At 61.0% G+C, this 15,042-nt stretch carries 13 protein-coding genes; 11 read left to right on the plus strand and 2 right to left on the minus strand.

Annotated elements, in window-relative coordinates; all coding sequences use genetic code 11:
• Nucleotides 1-73 precede the first annotated feature (73 nt).
• Nucleotides 74-1,291, minus strand: a complete 1,218-nt coding sequence (locus tag P0Y58_12030; protein ID WEK32880.1) for an amidohydrolase family protein — start codon at nt 1,289-1,291, stop codon at nt 74-76.
• A gap of 284 nt (nt 1,292-1,575) precedes the next feature.
• On the opposite strand from P0Y58_12030, the gene P0Y58_12035 reads away from it, so the two are divergent.
• The 10 genes from P0Y58_12035 (at nt 1,576) to P0Y58_12080 (ending at nt 12,513) form a co-directional block, all read left to right on the plus strand.
• A complete protein-coding gene (locus P0Y58_12035) occupies nt 1,576-2,730 on the plus strand; it encodes an MFS transporter (protein WEK32881.1) in 1,155 nt (384 codons plus the stop codon).
• A 47-nt stretch (nt 2,731-2,777) separates the two neighbouring features.
• Complete coding sequence (locus tag P0Y58_12040; protein WEK32882.1) at nt 2,778-3,776, plus strand: GlxA family transcriptional regulator; 999 nt, start codon at nt 2,778-2,780, stop codon at nt 3,774-3,776.
• A 159-nt stretch (nt 3,777-3,935) separates the two neighbouring features.
• Nucleotides 3,936-5,078 carry a ring-hydroxylating oxygenase subunit alpha gene (locus P0Y58_12045; protein WEK32883.1) on the plus strand — a complete coding sequence of 381 codons (1,143 nt, stop codon included), beginning with the start codon at nt 3,936-3,938 and terminating at the stop codon, nt 5,076-5,078.
• A 46-nt stretch (nt 5,079-5,124) separates the two neighbouring features.
• Entirely contained in the window at nt 5,125-6,054 is a 930-nt protein-coding gene (locus tag P0Y58_12050) for a 3-keto-5-aminohexanoate cleavage protein (protein WEK32884.1), read from the plus strand.
• 20 nt (nt 6,055-6,074) lie between these two features.
• Nucleotides 6,075-7,496, plus strand: coding sequence for an aminobutyraldehyde dehydrogenase (locus P0Y58_12055; GenBank protein WEK32885.1), 1,422 nt, complete (start codon nt 6,075-6,077; stop codon nt 7,494-7,496).
• 33 nt (nt 7,497-7,529) lie between these two features.
• Nucleotides 7,530-8,462: a 3-hydroxyacyl-CoA dehydrogenase NAD-binding domain-containing protein gene (locus P0Y58_12060; protein ID WEK32886.1), complete on the plus strand. Its 933-nt coding sequence runs from the start codon at nt 7,530-7,532 to the stop codon at nt 8,460-8,462.
• Nucleotides 8,463-8,579: 117 nt separating this feature from the next.
• Nucleotides 8,580-9,473 (plus strand): PDR/VanB family oxidoreductase, encoded by an 894-nt coding sequence (locus P0Y58_12065; protein ID WEK32887.1) that lies wholly within the window; start codon nt 8,580-8,582, stop codon nt 9,471-9,473.
• Between the two features lie 32 nt (nt 9,474-9,505).
• Nucleotides 9,506-9,979 carry a thioesterase family protein gene (locus P0Y58_12070; protein ID WEK32888.1) on the plus strand — a complete coding sequence of 158 codons (474 nt, stop codon included), beginning with the start codon at nt 9,506-9,508 and terminating at the stop codon, nt 9,977-9,979.
• A gap of 100 nt (nt 9,980-10,079) precedes the next feature.
• Complete coding sequence (choX, locus tag P0Y58_12075; GenBank protein ID WEK32889.1) at nt 10,080-11,027, plus strand: choline ABC transporter substrate-binding protein; 948 nt, start codon at nt 10,080-10,082, stop codon at nt 11,025-11,027.
• Nucleotides 11,028-11,079: 52 nt separating this feature from the next.
• Nucleotides 11,080-12,513 (plus strand): cytosine permease, encoded by a 1,434-nt coding sequence (locus tag P0Y58_12080; protein ID WEK32890.1) that lies wholly within the window; start codon nt 11,080-11,082, stop codon nt 12,511-12,513.
• Here P0Y58_12080 and P0Y58_12085 read toward each other — a convergent pair.
• Entirely contained in the window at nt 12,443-13,369 is a 927-nt protein-coding gene (locus P0Y58_12085; GenBank protein ID WEK32891.1) for a LysR family transcriptional regulator, read from the minus strand. The two genes, P0Y58_12080 and P0Y58_12085, sit on opposite strands and share 71 nt — an antisense overlap.
• A gap of 238 nt (nt 13,370-13,607) precedes the next feature.
• Between P0Y58_12085 and P0Y58_12090 the strand changes: the two genes are divergently transcribed.
• Nucleotides 13,608-14,936 carry an aromatic acid/H+ symport family MFS transporter gene (locus tag P0Y58_12090; protein ID WEK32892.1) on the plus strand — a complete coding sequence of 443 codons (1,329 nt, stop codon included), beginning with the start codon at nt 13,608-13,610 and terminating at the stop codon, nt 14,934-14,936.
• The last annotated feature ends 106 nt before the right edge of the window (nt 14,937-15,042 follow it).

Genomic DNA, 15,042 nt, shown 5'->3' on the forward strand with positions numbered 1-15,042 from the left:
GGGCACAGACACTGGGGCCGCTTCGCGACCCTATCGCGACACAAGGCCCACACAAGGTGATCGTGTTGGTAACTCAGCGGCGCAGCTCGGCAGCAAACTGCGCAGCCTGCAGCTGCAACTGCGCAGGCCCGCCCCAGAACGCGCCGTGGCGCACGATCACCCGTTCGTGGATCGCCGCTGCCACCGCTGCCGCCGCATTGGGCGCCTTGAACAGTACGAAGCTGGCCTCGTTACCCACCTTCAAGCCATAGTCCTGCTTGCCCATTACGCCGGCACCGGCCTCGGTCGCCATCTCCAGCGCCACCCGCAGTTCCTCGTCAGTATTGAACCCCGAGCGGTAGCTGATCAGCATCGCCCGCTGCAGCATGTCGCCATTGCCATAAGGCCACCATGCATCCTGGATGTTGTCGTTGCCGGTAAACACCCGCACGCCACCGGCCCGCAGGCGCAGCACGGGCGGGAAGGCGTGCTCGCCCGGGGCGTTGGTCATGATCGATATGCCAGCACCGGCCAGCACTTCAGCGGTGCGGTCGACCACGGCATCGGAGACGTCGCCCAGGCCGTAGGCGTGGCTGACCGCGACCAGGCCTTGCATGCCCAGTGCCTGAGTCCTCGCGGCGATGCGTTCGAGTTGGGCGATGCAGATATCACCGGGTTCGTGCAGGTGGATGTCGACCTTCACACCATATCGCTCGGCAATGCCAAACACGATGTCCAGCTGGCCGTCGGCGTCGCCGTCCAAGGTGGTCGGGTCGATGCCGCCGACCACTTGCACGCCTTCGCGGATGGCAGCATCCATTACTTCAGCGGTACCGGGGCAGCTCACCACGCCGGCCTGAGGGAAGGCCACCAGCTCGATGTCGAGCAGGCCTTTCCACTTCTCCCGGGCTTCGAGAATGGCGTGCAGGTTGCTGAGGCCGGTGGTGGCGTCCACGTCCACGTGGCAGCGCATGGCCAGGGTGCCGTAGGAAGCAGCCTGCCGGATCAGCGCGTCGGCGCGTTCGACGATGGGCGGGGCGCTGGCGAGTTCGCGCTTTTCCACGGCCAGTCGCTCGCGCAGGCTGGCGACAGGCTGGTGCGGTCGCCAGCGGTCGCCGACGAAGCTTTTGTCCAGGTGAATGTGGCCGTCGACAAAGCCTGGCAGCGCCAGCAGGCCTTCAAGGTCGATGGTTTCGCGGGCCGGGGCGCTGGCGCGTTGCGGGCCGATGTGGCTGATGCGGCCGTTGCTGACGGCAATGTGCAGCGGCAGGCCATCGGCGTCGATGGCGTTGATGAACTCACGGTCGTTCATGATCGGGCCTTTTCTACTGAGGCTTGGGTGACGTACCACGGTAGGGGGGATGCGGGTATGTCTCCAATTAATTATCAGGATCGCCTTCAGTGCATTTCTGGATACAGTCGCGGGCACTTGGCCTGCATTAAAAACTCCACTGATCCCGATTCCGATAATTAACTTTCCAAGCCTCCGATCTCGCCCCAGCATTGCCCACGAGACCAGCCCGGCCGCCGGCTACAGCGCGCTCCAGCGCTGGTCATCAAACACACAATAAAAACAAATGCCGTGTCGGAGTCCCCATGACGCAAGATTCCAAGCTGCTGCGTGCCGCGCTGATTTTCATTGCCTGTACTTCCTTCATTGTCTGTGGCGTACAACCCATCTTCATGGGGTTGGTCACCGAACAACTGAACCTGTCACTCGACCAGCAGGGCTGGGTGGTGTCGGTCGAGATGATCGGCATGACCCTGGGCACGTTGCTGTGCCCGGCGCTGATGAAACGACATGGCGGGCGCAGCCTGTGCCTGTTGGTAGGTGCGCTGTGCGTGGCATTGAGCATCGCGACCGCCTATGCCACCACCAACACCCTGCTGCTGATCGTGCGCCTGGCGGCCGGTACCTGTGCGGGGCTGGTGTACGCCTACGCGGTGTCCACGCTGGGCCGCCTGCCCAACCAGGACCGTTCGTTCGGGTTGATGCTGTTGCTGCAAACACCCGAGTACTCGCTGTTTTCCGCGGCATTGCCGTTGCTTGCCGCGCAAAGTGGCACGGTGACTGCCTTGAGCGCGTTCGGCCTGTGGTACCTGCTGATCTGCGGCGCCAGCCTGGTGCTGCCGCGGCGCCCGGCGGCAACGCTGGCCAGTGGCGAAGGCTCGCCCGCCCAGGGCGGGTCGGCGCGCACCGGGCGCACTGCGCTGGTGGGCATGCTGTTCATGCAGATTGCGATTTATTGCGTATGGGGCTTTATCGATCAGTTGGCCCGCGACCAAGGCATCGGCGGCGTCGATATCGGCTGGGCGTTCGGCTTGTCCGCGTTAGGCGGCCTGCCGGGAGCGGGGCTGCCGAGCCTGCTGGGCGCACGGGTCAATCGCCAGTTGATGATCGGCGTGGGGCTGGTGGCGGTGTTCATCTCCATTGCCATGCTCACCGGCCATACCCGCACGCCGATGCAGCTGTTCGTCGCGCTGCTGCTGATCAACTTCGGTTGGGTGCTGTCGTTGTCGTATTACATGGCGCTGATTACTACCAACGACCCGACCGGCAAGCTCACGCCGCTGGTCAGCATCACCTTGATGGGGGCTGCTGCGGTCACGCCAGCGTTGATTGCCATGTTGGTGGAGGGCTCCAACCCGCAGTTGATCTTCCTGCTGGGTACGGGGGCACTGGTGATTGCCTTTGCCATCACCTGCCTGGGCGCACAAGGCAAGGGGGTGCGCAGAAAGGCTGCCTGGTGAGCAGTGGCTGGGTATGATGCAGTACAGCCGCTGCATTGGAGACAAGCGTGTTCAGGTTTCTGGTCATTGTGTTCCCGTACTTCAATGCGGCCGCCACCTCTGCCTTTGTCGACCCGTTCCGGGCCGCCAATTACCTGAGCGGCGAGTCCCGTTACCACTGGGAGTTCGCCTCACTCGAAGGCGGTGGCATCCGGGCATCGAATGGCATGGACCTGTTCACTCAATCCGTCGCCAGCGTGCGCGACCAGAGCTGGGATCTGGTGTTGGTTTCTTGCAGCTGGACGCCCGAAAAGTTCCACAGCCCCCACCTGCAAGGCCTGCTCAGAACATGGGCCAGCAAAGGCTGCATGCTGGGTGCGATCGACACCGGCACGTTCCTGCTGGCGGAGGCGGGCTTGCTGGCGGGGCGGCGGGCGACCGGGCATTACGAACATATCGACGCGCTGATCGAGCTGTACCCGGACGTTAACATCGTCGAAGACCTGTATGTATTCGACGACAACCGCATCACCTGTTGTGGTGGTGCAGCGGCGACCGATACCGCGCTGCAGCTGATCCGCAACATGCACGGCGAAACACTCTCCAACGAAGCCGCGCGGTACGTGTTTCATCAGCAGTTCAGGCCGGGTAGCACGCAGCAGAACCCGCAAGACCATCAACCGTTGGGCCACACGATTGCGCCAGCAATCATGCAGGCGATCAAGTTGATGGAAACCCACCTTGAAGAGGTCATCAGCATTCCTGACATCAGTGAGCGGGTGGGTATTTCACAGCGTCAACTCGACCGCCTGTTCCGTCAGGTCACCCACAAGACCCCGGCGCTTTACTACCGCGATATCCGTCTGGACCGGGCGCGTGGGCTAGTGACCCAGACCAACCTGGCGCTGACAAAGGTGGGCGTGGCCTCGGGCTTTCCCAACCAGTCGCACTTCTGCAGGATCTACCGCGAGCGCTTTGGCCTTACGCCTCGGCAGGACCGCCAGGAAGGGCGCGTGCCGTTCGATTACCGCGCCTGGCCCATGCATCAGGCGGGTAGAGAGCGCTGAGCGTTGTCGCGCATTGCATGCACATACCTAAAAACGACCTTGGCGAGATAAGCAAAAAACTCGGCGAATACTGCACATTTTCCAGGCTTCAGGCAGACCACTATCAGCCCCACAGAACGAGCAGAACTCCATGCTCGTGACAATAAAAGGGCCGTTGATATGTCTGAGTTGCTGCATCCTCGCCAATTCGAATCGATCAAGCAGGGCTATGATCCGGATCCGCTGATTTCCCAGTCGCTGCGCGCTGACGCCTATGTGGAACCTGAATGGTTTCGCGTAGACCAGGAGGAAATCATCGCCAAAAGCTGGCAGTGGGTGTGCCATGTGGAGAAGGTGCGCGAGCCGGGTAGCTACACCACCGTAGACATCGCCGGGCGCCCGATTGCAGTGGTGCGTGACCAGGAGGGTGTGTTGCGGGCCTTCTATAACGTGTGCAAACACCGCGCGCATCCGGTGCTGCAAGGGGAAGGCAAGACCCGCCGTATCGTTTGCCCGTACCACTCCTGGTGTTATGGCCTCAACGGTGGCCTGGTGGCTGCGCCGCACGTGGGCGGGTTGAAAGAATTCAACAAGGAAGAGATTCACCTGACCCCGGTGCAGGTCGAGGAATTCTGCGGCTTCATCTACGTCAACCTCGACCCGCACGCGGCGCCACTGCGCGAGCAGTCAGGTGACCTGGCCAAGGAAGTGCTGAAGTGGGCGCCCGACATCGACAAGCTCACCTTCGGCCATCGCCTGACCTACGAGATCAAGTCGAACTGGAAGAACGTGGTCGACAACTTCCTTGAGTGCTACCACTGCCCGACCGCGCACAAGGACTTCTGCACCCTGGTCGACATGGACACCTACAAGGTGCAGACCCACGGCATCTACTCCAGCCACATGGCCGAAGCCGGCAACGGCCAGAACTCGGCCTACGACACCTCCAAGGCCAGTGTGCGGACCCATGCAGTGTGGTGGCTATGGCCGACCACCTGCCTGATGCGCTACCCCGGCCGTAGCTCGATGATCGTGCTCAATATCGTGCCGGTGGGCCCTGACCGCACGCTGGAAACCTACGACTTTTTCCTCGAAACGCCCGAGCCGGACGACATGGAAAAAGAGGCCATCCGCTACCTCGATGAGGTGCTGCAGGTGGAAGACATCTCGCTGGTGGAAAACGTCCAGCGCGGCATGCAGACCCCGGCATTCCAGCAAGGCCGTATCGTCACCGACCCTGACGGGTCGGGCAAATCCGAGCATGCATTGCACCATTTCCACGGCCTGGTGCTCGACGCCTACGCACGCGGCGTGAAGCGATAGGCCCCCGACTGCTACAAGCCCAACACATGAAACTGTGAGCCTTGCCATGCCAAAATCCGTGATCATTACTTGCGCCACCACCGGTGGCGTACACACCCCGACCATGTCGCAATACCTGCCAATCACCCCGCAGGAAATTGCCGATTCCTCCATCGACGCCGCCAATGCCGGCGCCTCGATCATCCACCTGCATGCCCGCAACCCCGAGACCGGCAAGCCCGACCCACGCCCGGAACTGTTCCAGGACTTCATGGGCCAGATCCATCGCCAGAGCGATGCCGTGCTGAACGTTTCCACTGGCGGTGGCCTGGGCATGTCCCGCGAAGAGCGCCTGCGCGCCGCCTTGGCGGTAAGCCCGGAAATGGCCTCGCTGAACGTCGGCTCGATGAACTTCGGCATCTTCCCGATGAAGGCCAAGTATTCGAACTGGAAGCATGACTGGGAGCCGGCTTTCCTCGACAGCACCCGCGATTTCATTTTCCGCAACACCTTTGCCGACATCGAATACATCGTCAAAGAACTGGGCGACGGCCACGGCACTCGCTTCGAATTCGAATGCTATGACCTGGGCCACCTGTACAACCTGGCCTGGGTGATCGACCAGGGCTGGGTCAAACCACCGTTCCTGATTCAGATCGTATTCGGCGTGCTGGGCGGGGTAGGGGCAGACCTGGACAACCTGATGCACATGCATACCGTGGCCCAGAAGCTGTTCGGCAAGGATTACGAGTGGTCGGTACTGGCCGCAGGCAAAAACCAGATGAGCTTCGCCACCCAGGCGGCGATGCTCGGCGGCAACGTGCGCGTTGGCCTTGAAGACAGCCTGTTCATCGGTGCCGGCGAAAAGGCCAAGAGCAATGCCGAGCAAGTGCTGAAGATTCGTTCGATTGTCGAAAGCCTCGGGCTCAAGGTGGCCACGCCTGAAGAAGCACGAGCACGCCTTGGTTTGAAAGGGCGCGAAAAGATCACCCTGTGATTCGTGATTGGGGATATGCCATGCATACCAAGATGTTGATCAACGGCGAACTCGTTGAAGGCGCCGCTGCGCCCCTGGCTGTGATCGATCCCGCCACGGGTGAGGAGATCGTCAGCGTTGGTCAGGCTGATGATGCCCAGCTCGACAGCGCTGTGCGAAGCGCGCATGAGGCGTTCGAGTCGTACTCCAGAACGACCCCGGCGCAGCGTGCCGCGCTGTTGCAGGACATCGCCGGGGTTATTGAACAACACGCTGAAGAACTGGCCGCGCTGGAAAGCCAGAATGTGGGCAAGCCATGGCCATCGGCACTCGACGATGAAATGCCGTTGACCCTCGATACCTTCCGCTTTTTTGCCGGGGCCGCTCGCACCTTGGCAGGCGTGGCCGCAGGCGAATACGTGACGGGGCATACCAGCCTGATCCGGCGCGACCCGATCGGCCCGGTGGCCGCCATCGCCCCCTGGAACTACCCGCTGATGATGGCCGCCTGGAAGCTGGCGGCGCCGCTGGCGGCCGGTTGCAGCGTGGTGCTCAAACCATCAGAAGTGACGCCGCTGTCGACCCTGCGCCTGGGGCAGCTGTTGGCCGATGTGGTTCCCAAAGGCGTCATCAATATTGTGCATGGAGTTGGCACGTCGATCGGGGCTCGGCTGATCAATGCAGATGGCATCGAAGCCGTCAGCATCACCGGTTCGCCGGCCACGGGCAGTGCGGCCATGCGTGCGGCAGCACAGCAGATGCGCCAGGTGCATGTCGAGCTGGGTGGGAAGGCGCCGGTCATCGTGTACGAGGATGCCGACCTCGAAAAGCTGGTGGCGACCCTGCGCGCCACGGCCTTCTTCAACGCCGGGCAGGATTGTGCCCAGCCTTGCCGGGTGCTGGTTGCCAGCAAGGTCTACGACCGCGTCGTCAGTGCCCTGGCGCAAGCCGCCTCGTCCATCAAGGTAGGCGCACCCAGGGCGCATGGCACAGAAATGGGCCCATTGGTCACTGAGCTGCATCGTCAGCGCGTGGCCGGCTTCGTTGATCGCGCTCGGGCCTATGCCGAAGTGGTCACCGGGGGGCGGGTGGAAACGGGTGGCGGCTTCTTTTACAGCCCTACCGTGGTTGCAGATGTCGACCACCATGCCGAGATCGCGACACAGGAAATGTTCGGGCCAGTCATCACGGTGTCGCGGTTCACCGAGGACCAGGACCCTATCGCTATCGCCAACGCTACCCGCTATGGCCTGGCGTCTTCGCTGTGGACGCGGGACAGCGGCCGCGCAATGGCGGCCAGCAGCCGGCTTCGCTACGGCTTCACCTGGGTCAACACGCACGGTATTGCCACGCCGGAAATGCCCTGGGCGGCCATGAAAGGCTCGGGGCACGGTTGCGACATGTCGGTGTTTGCACTGGACGCCTACACCAGTGTTCGCCACGTCATGCTGGCACATGAGTGAGCAGCATTCTCCTTACAATCGAGGTTGTTTCTGATGACTGAATTCGAAAATGTCGCGGTAATTGGCGCAGGTGTGATCGGTGCCAGCTGGGCCGCACTGTTCCTCGCTTCCGGGCGCAACGTTGCGGTCTACGACCCGTCACCGACCATGGAGGCCGACGTTCGCAGTTACATCGACAATGCCTGGCCGACGCTGCGCGAGCTGGGCCTGGCTGACGCACAGCCGGGTCAACTGAGTTTTCACGGCGATGTGGCCAGTGCTGTTCAGCAGGCCGACTTCGTGCAGGAAAGCGTGCCAGAGCGCATCGCCATCAAGCACGATCTGTTCGCCAAGCTGGAAGCAGCGCTCAAGCCCGGTGCCATCGTGGCTTCCTCTGCCTCCGGCTTGCGCCTGGGTGAGATGCAGGCCGGCTGGCAAAACCCGTCACACTTTATCCTTGGCCATCCGTTTAACCCGCCCCACCTGATCCCGCTGGTCGAGGTCATGGGCAACGAAAAGACCGCTGCTGGCGTGGTCGAGAAGGCCGAGCGGTTTTATGACCTGGTCGGGAAAGTGACCATCCGGGTCAACCGTGAAGTGAAGGGGCATGTCGCCAACCGCCTGCAGGCCGCGCTGTGGCGGGAAGCCATTCACCTGGTCAAGAGCGGCGTGGCCAGTGTGGAAGACGTCGACAAGGCGGTATGGGCCGGGCCGGGCCTGCGCTGGGCGGCGATGGGGCCAACCATGCTGTTCCACCTTGGCGGCGGTTCGCAAGGCCTGGGTTCGTTCTGCCAAAAATACACCGAAAGCTTCCACGGCTGGTGGGATGACCTGGGCGATCCGCGCCTGGACGCTGAAACGGCCTCGTTGCTGGTAGAAGGCGTTCATCAAGAGGCCGGGGACCACAGCTGGGCATCACTGGCGACCAACCGGGATCAATTGATCACTCACATGTTGAAGGCAACCGCGCCACTGCGGCGCCGTTGAGTGTGGGCCCGTGGCGCACGGCGCCCCGGGCCAGTTTGCCGTTGCGTGAGGTGTGCCATGCCTGATGAAGCCCTGACCCTGCAGATAACCGACCTGATTGCCGAAGCCAAAGGCGTCATGGTCATCGAGCTGCGCTCGCCCACGGGCGAAGCGCTGCCGCCATTCAAACCCGGCGCCCATATCGAGTTGCACCTGCCCGGGGATATCGTGCGCCAGTATTCCCTGTGCAACGACGCGCGCGAGCAGCACCGTTATTGCGTCGGGGTCGGCCTGTCGCCAACCAGCCGCGGTGGTTCCCGGCACGTGCACCAGGCCCTGCGCGTGGGCGATACGCTGAAGGTCAGCCCGCCGCGCAATCATTTTCCGCTGGAAGAAGACGCATCGGGTTTTGTGTTTTTCGCCGGTGGCATCGGCATTACGCCGGTGTGGTCGATGATCCAGTGGTGTGAAAGCAACAAGCGTCCCTGGCAGCTGTTCTACCTGGTGCGCAGCCGGCAGCGGGCGGCCTTTCTGGAGGAACTCCGAGCCTTTGGCGATCGGGTGACCTTGCACGCCGACGACGAGGCCGGGGGCTTGTTCGATGTTGCGGGCGCGATCAGCCGGCAGGCACCCAATGTCCACTTCTACACCTGTGGGCCCACGCCATTGATGCTGGCCGTTGAAGCCGCAGCAAGTGGCTTTCCCGAAGAACAGGTGCATTTCGAATGGTTCACGCCGAAAGCGCCGCAAACGTCGGTAACCGACAAAGCCTTCACCGTTCAGCTGGCCAGAAGCGGCAAGTCATTCGACGTGCCTGCAGACAAAAGCATTCTTCAGGTGCTTGAGGCGAACGGCCTGCGGGTAGAGAGCTCTTGCCGGGAGGGTACATGCGCCTCATGCGAAATCTGCGTGCTGGAAGGCACCCCGGACCATCGCGACAGCGTGCTGACAGCGGCCGAACGCAAGAGCAACGAGGTGATGATGATCTGCGTTTCCCGGTCATTGTCAGCAAGCCTCGTGCTCGATCTTTAAGCCGCAACCCCGACTTCTGGAAGGACTTACTCGTGAATAACCTGCTGCTGATTCACCAGGCCACCATCGTCGAAGACTGGATCGACTACAACGGGCACCTGCGCGATGCCTTCTACTTCCTGCTGTTCAGCCACGCCACCGATGCCTTGATGAATCACATTGGCCTGGACGCTGATGGCCGGGCCATATACGGCCATACGCTCTATACCCTGGAAGCGCACATCAACTACCTCAGCGAAACCCGCCTGGGCGAACACGTACAGGTCTTTACCCAGCTGATCGACCATGACAGCAAACGCCTGCACATCGTCCATCACCTGTATCGCCCCAAGAATGGAGAACTGCTGGCTGCCAGCGAGCAGATGCTCATGAACATCGCCGCTGAAGCGGGCCGTGCGGCGAAATTTGCCGCGCCGGTTGAAGCGAAGATCGGCGCGATCTTTGCCGAACAGCGCTCACTGCCGCGCTCCGGCTATTGCGGCCGGGTGATCGGGATTCGTCGCTAGTACTTGCCGTGCCCTTGCATAGATAACAACAAGACTGCGTTGCCTCTGAATAACAAAAAAACTGCCGCTTCCCATAGCTGCCACAGAGAGGATTTGCGTCATGAAACATGCACTGCGCGTTATGTTCTGCTCCGCCTTGGTGCTGTCTGCAAACACATATGCAGCAGAGCCACCTCAGTGTCGCCTGGTACGGATGTCCGACCCTGGCTGGACCGATATCCAGACCACCACCGCTATTGCCACCACGCTGCTGAAAAGCCTTGGCTATCAAACCAAGTCCACACTGGTGGGTGTCCCTCTGACCTTCAAGGCCTTGTCCGATGGCAAGAACATGGATGTGTTCCTGGGTACCTGGTTACCTACCATGGAGCCGGATCTCAAACCCCACCGTGATGCCGGCAGCATCGATATCGTGCGGGTCAACCTGCAGCATGCCAAGTACACGCTGGCAGTACCGCAGGCCCTCTGGGATCGCGGGCTGAAGGACTTCGCCGACATCACGAAATTCAAAACCGAACTGGGCGGCAAGATTTATGGCCTGGAGCCCGGCGATGGCGGCAACAACGCCGTGCTCAAAGCCATCGGCGACAATGCGTTTGGCCTGAAAGATGCCGGCTTCTCGGTGGTGGCATCGAGCGAGTCGGGCATGCTGGCGCAGGTAGAGCGGGCGCAGCGGCGCGATCAGGCGATCGTGTACCTGGGGTGGGAGCCGCACCCTATGAATACCCGATTCAAGATGAAGTTCCTTACCGGCGGCGACAACTATTTTGGCCCTGATTTCGGCGATGCCACGGTCTACACCAGTACCCGCAAAGGCTATGCGGATGAGTGCCCGAACGTGGGTCTGCTGTTGAAGAACCTGAGCTTTAGCCTGGACATGGAGAACCACATCATGGGCGCCATCCTGTACCAGAAAATGGAGCCGGAAGCTGCCGCCAGGGCCTGGTTGAAGCAGAACCCTCAGGTACTTGATGGCTGGTTGGCCGGCGTGACGACCTGGGATGGCCAGCCTGGGCTGGATAGCGTCAAAGCGGAGGTGGAACGGTGAAGTGCTTCATGCCTGTCTGTGCAAACGCGCGTTTGGTGACAAGGACAATAATATGAAAGTCGAGAAGCGCAGTATCGAGTTCGTACCTCACAGCGAGCGCTATGGCAGGCCACGGCGGCTGTTCTCTGTGTGGTTCAGTTCAAACTTGCAGGTCACCGCTTTGATGGTCGGAACCCTTGGCGTGGCCTCGGGGCTGAGCCTGATGTGGACGCTGGCCGGGCTGCTCATCGGCTGCCTGTTGGGCACCATTTTCATGGCCGCGCACTCGGCGCAGGGGCCGCACCTGGGGGTGCCGCAGATGATCCAGAGCCGCGCGCAATTCGGCGTGTTCGGTGCAGCCATCCCCTTGCTGGTAATGGTGACTGCCGCGGTGCTGTTCATGGCCGCCAGTGGCGTGTTGATGCGCGCTCCCTTGAAGGCGCTGCTTGCCATCAGCGACGATCAGGCGATCCTGATTGTCGGTATCACCACCTTCCTGATCGGTGTGGTCGGGTATGAGCTTATCCACCGTATGGGGGCGTGGATGAGTTGGCTTTCTGCCGTGGTGTTCGGTACCGCCCTGGTGTTGATCCTGATGCGGGCGAGCGCAGCGGGAGGCCTGCACGGTGATGCAGGTGGTTTTTCGATGCCGATCTTCAACCTGGTGATCGCACAGGCGGCTTCGTGGACGCTTGGCTATGGCCCTTATGTGGCGGATTACTCCCGTTACCTGCCGGCCGATGTGAGCACCCGGCGAACCTTCTGGACCACCTATTCGGGTTGCGCGCTGGGTTCGTTGGGCATGATGGCGCTAGGCGCAGTGCTGGCCGCTTTCGTGCCATCGGCCCTGGGTGTCGACCCTGGCACTGCTATCGCCAGCCTGTTCGGGCCCTGGGCCAAGGCTGCGCTGATCGTGGTGGCATTGGGTGTTATCCAGTACAACGTGTTGTGCCTGTACAGCGCTTACATGTCCACCACCACCATTTTCAGCGGCTTTGCCAGGCTGCAGCAGGTGCGGCACGGCACCAAGGCTTTGCTGATGGCGGTGTTGTCGCTGCTGGCCTGCGTGATTGCCATCCAGACCCAGTACCACTTCGACACATTCTTTGCCGACATCCTGATCGGGCAGCTGTATCTGTTGATTCCATGGAGCGCGATCAATCTGGTGGATTATTACGTGGTGCGGCGCGGTAGCTACAGCATTGGAGACCTGTACGATGCGCAAGGTCGCTATGGCCGATGGAATCGCAAGACCATGATCGTGTATGGCGTTTCGATCATCGGCACTGTGCCGTTCATGAAGCTCTCGTTTTTCGAGGGTTTTTTCGCCCGGTTGATCGGCGCGGATGTCAGCTGGATTGCGGGGCTGGTCTTGGCGGGTTTGCTCTACTTAATCTTCAACCGGCCCCGCGTTCTGGCTGAGCACAGCCCGCCTGCTACAACGCCGGAAGAATGCCCGGAGTGTCCGAGAACAGTTCGAACATCAACTGCCGAAGCCAGCGGTTAGCCGGGTCCTTGTTGTAGCGCCCATGCCAGAACAGGTTGATCTCGATGTTTGGTAAATCCACCGGCGGCGGCAGAGCGCTCAACCCGAACGGCACTTCACAACTGGCGGCAAACCGCTCCGGCACCGTCGCCAGTAAATTCGTGCGCTGCAAGATATGCCCCACCGCCACAAAGTGCGGCACTTCCAGGCGAATGTTGCGCACGACGCCCGCCCGCGCGTAATACGTGTCGACCTCGCCGTGCCCGGTATTGGCCGCCACCACATTTACATGATCGAAGCCCATGAACGCTTCCACGGTAAGCGGCTGTAGCGTAGCGGGGTGCCCGTTGCGGCACAGGCACACATAGCGATGGTGAAACAGTCGTCGCTGGAAGAACCCCGCCTGCAAGTGCGGTAACAAGCCAACCGCCAGATCGATAGTGCCGTTCTGCAAGCCTTCGGCGAGTGTGTCGGTCGAGTTGCGCAACGTGCTGATCGTGCAGCCGGGTGCCAGCGCGGCGAAGGCGTCCATCAACTTGGGCATGAAGTAGATTTCGCCAATGTCGGTCATGGCCATTGTGAAGCGACGGTTGCTGGTGGCCGGGTCGAAGGTGTTTTGCCTGGCGAGTGCATCGCGTAGCGTCTGGATGGCTGTGGTTATCGGCTCTGCCAATTGCAGTGCGTAAGGCGTCGGCTCCATGCCCTGGTAAGTGCGCACGAACAACGCGTCCTGTAGCACGGTGCGCAGGCGCTTCAGGGCATTGCTCATTGCCGGTTGGGTCAGGTCCAGGTTCTCGGCGGCGGTCGAGACTTTGCGGTCGATCAGTAACTGGTTGAAAACCAATAGCAGGTTCAGGTCTAAATCGCGTAATTCCATGATACCTCTCAGGTATTAATCGAGACGCGATGGGTATTGTTTTCAGGCTTTATCGGCGTCCGCATACAACGCTACCCGAAACCAGACTCACTGGGTATGCCTGAACACTATTCACACCCGAAATAACCACTATGCGAGTGGCTGCATGTGAGGCCTGTTGCGCCTTGTTCATGATGGTTCGCGCTAGCCCATTGGGGCATACCCCCAACCCATAACAACTACAAGAACGAGCGATGCCATGCGAAACATCAATGCAGCGGCCCTGCTGGACGGGGCCCGGTTCAATACCTTTCACGCGCGTTTACTGTTCTGGTGCGCGCTCATCATCATCTTCGACGGCTATGACCTGGTTATCTATGGCGTGGTGTTGCCTTCGCTGATGGCCGAATGGGGCCTGAGCGCCCTGCAGGCCGGTGCCTTGGGCAGTTGTGCGCTGGTCGGGATGCTGGTGGGGGCGCTGTTTTTCGGTTCGCTCTCGGACCGTATAGGGCGGCGCAAGACCATCATGGCCTGCGTGCTGCTGTTCAGCGGGGTTACCGCGCTGAACGGGCTGGCCACTTCCCCTGAAACCTTTGCACTGTGCCGCTTCATTGCCGGGCTTGGCATTGGTGGCGTCATGCCCAACGTGGTCGCGTTGATGAATGAATACGCACCCGGCAAGTTGCGCAGTACCTTGGTGGCAATCATGTTCAGCGGGTACTCGCTGGGTGGCATGTTGTCGGCGGGGCTGGGCATGCTGGTCATCCCGCAGTGGGGGTGGCAAGCGGTGTTCTACGTGGCGGTGATCCCGCTGTTGCTGTTGCCTTGGCTGATAAACCAGTTACCAGAGTCCATGGACTTTTTATTGCGCAGCGGGCAAACCGAACGGGCCAGGGCGTTGCTGGCTCAGGCAACGCCGGGTTATTTGCCGGACAACGCCGATCAACTAAGCCAGGCCTCGGCCGGTGGGGCAAAAGTATCGGTCCGCGAAATATTCAATGAAGGCCGGACGTTCCATACGCTCGCTTTGTGGGTCGCATTCTTCTGTTGCCTGCTGATGGTGTATGCATTGAGTTCCTGGTTGCCCAAGTTGATGGGCAGTGCCGGCTACGGGCTGAACTCAAGCCTGGCGTTTTTATTGGTGCTTAACTCGGGCGCTATTCTGGGTGCGGTAGCGGGTGGCTGGTTGGGCGACCGGATCGGTATCGCCAACGTGTTGTTGTGCTTTTTTGCCTGCGGGGCGTTATCGCTCAGCCTGCTTGCGTTCAAAGCGCCGGTGGCGGTGCTGTACCTGCTTATTGCAGTGGCAGGTGCCTCTACCATCGGCACACAGATTCTGGCCAATGCCTGCGCGGTGCAGTACTACCCGCCGCACATACGTGCCACCGGCCTTGGCTGGGCGATGGGCATCGGGCGGCTTGGCGCAATTGTGGGGCCGGTGTTGGGCGGGATACTGCATGGCGCGAACTTGCCTTATCAGAGCAGTTTCCTGGCGTTTGCCGTACCCGGTGCCATTGGCGCAGTGGCCATTCTGCTTTTTATCCGGCGTCAGGTTATTGCTCCGGCATTCGCCGCGCTCGGCAAGTAACCGGCTGAGCGATATTCAGGGCGGTGATGCCGTTTATGGGTTTGGCAGTATTTATCAATGGCTGGCCAGCCGTAATGATTGGCGTATTCCAATAACAATCAGCCCC

Source organism: Candidatus Pseudomonas phytovorans (assembly GCA_029202525.1).
GTDB classification, from domain to species: Bacteria; Pseudomonadota; Gammaproteobacteria; order Pseudomonadales; family Pseudomonadaceae; genus Aquipseudomonas; species Aquipseudomonas phytovorans.

Bases quoted from the DNA above. Each gene is read 5' to 3' on its own strand.
- P0Y58_12030 (WEK32880.1), bottom strand. From the start codon at position 1,291: ATGAACGACCGTGAGTTCATCAACGCCATCGACGCCGATGGCCTGCCG.
- P0Y58_12035 (WEK32881.1), top strand. From the start codon at position 1,576: ATGACGCAAGATTCCAAGCTGCTGCGTGCCGCGCTGATTTTCATTGCC.
- P0Y58_12045 (WEK32883.1), top strand. From the start codon at position 3,936: ATGTCTGAGTTGCTGCATCCTCGCCAATTCGAATCGATCAAGCAGGGC.
- P0Y58_12050 (WEK32884.1), top strand. From the start codon at position 5,125: ATGCCAAAATCCGTGATCATTACTTGCGCCACCACCGGTGGCGTACAC.
- P0Y58_12055 (WEK32885.1), top strand. From the start codon at position 6,075: ATGCATACCAAGATGTTGATCAACGGCGAACTCGTTGAAGGCGCCGCT.
- P0Y58_12060 (WEK32886.1), top strand. From the start codon at position 7,530: ATGACTGAATTCGAAAATGTCGCGGTAATTGGCGCAGGTGTGATCGGT.
- P0Y58_12065 (WEK32887.1), top strand. From the start codon at position 8,580: ATGGTCATCGAGCTGCGCTCGCCCACGGGCGAAGCGCTGCCGCCATTC.
- choX (WEK32889.1), top strand. From the start codon at position 10,080: ATGAAACATGCACTGCGCGTTATGTTCTGCTCCGCCTTGGTGCTGTCT.
- P0Y58_12080 (WEK32890.1), top strand. From the start codon at position 11,080: ATGAAAGTCGAGAAGCGCAGTATCGAGTTCGTACCTCACAGCGAGCGC.
- P0Y58_12085 (WEK32891.1), bottom strand. From the start codon at position 13,369: ATGGAATTACGCGATTTAGACCTGAACCTGCTATTGGTTTTCAACCAG.
- P0Y58_12090 (WEK32892.1), top strand. From the start codon at position 13,608: ATGCGAAACATCAATGCAGCGGCCCTGCTGGACGGGGCCCGGTTCAAT.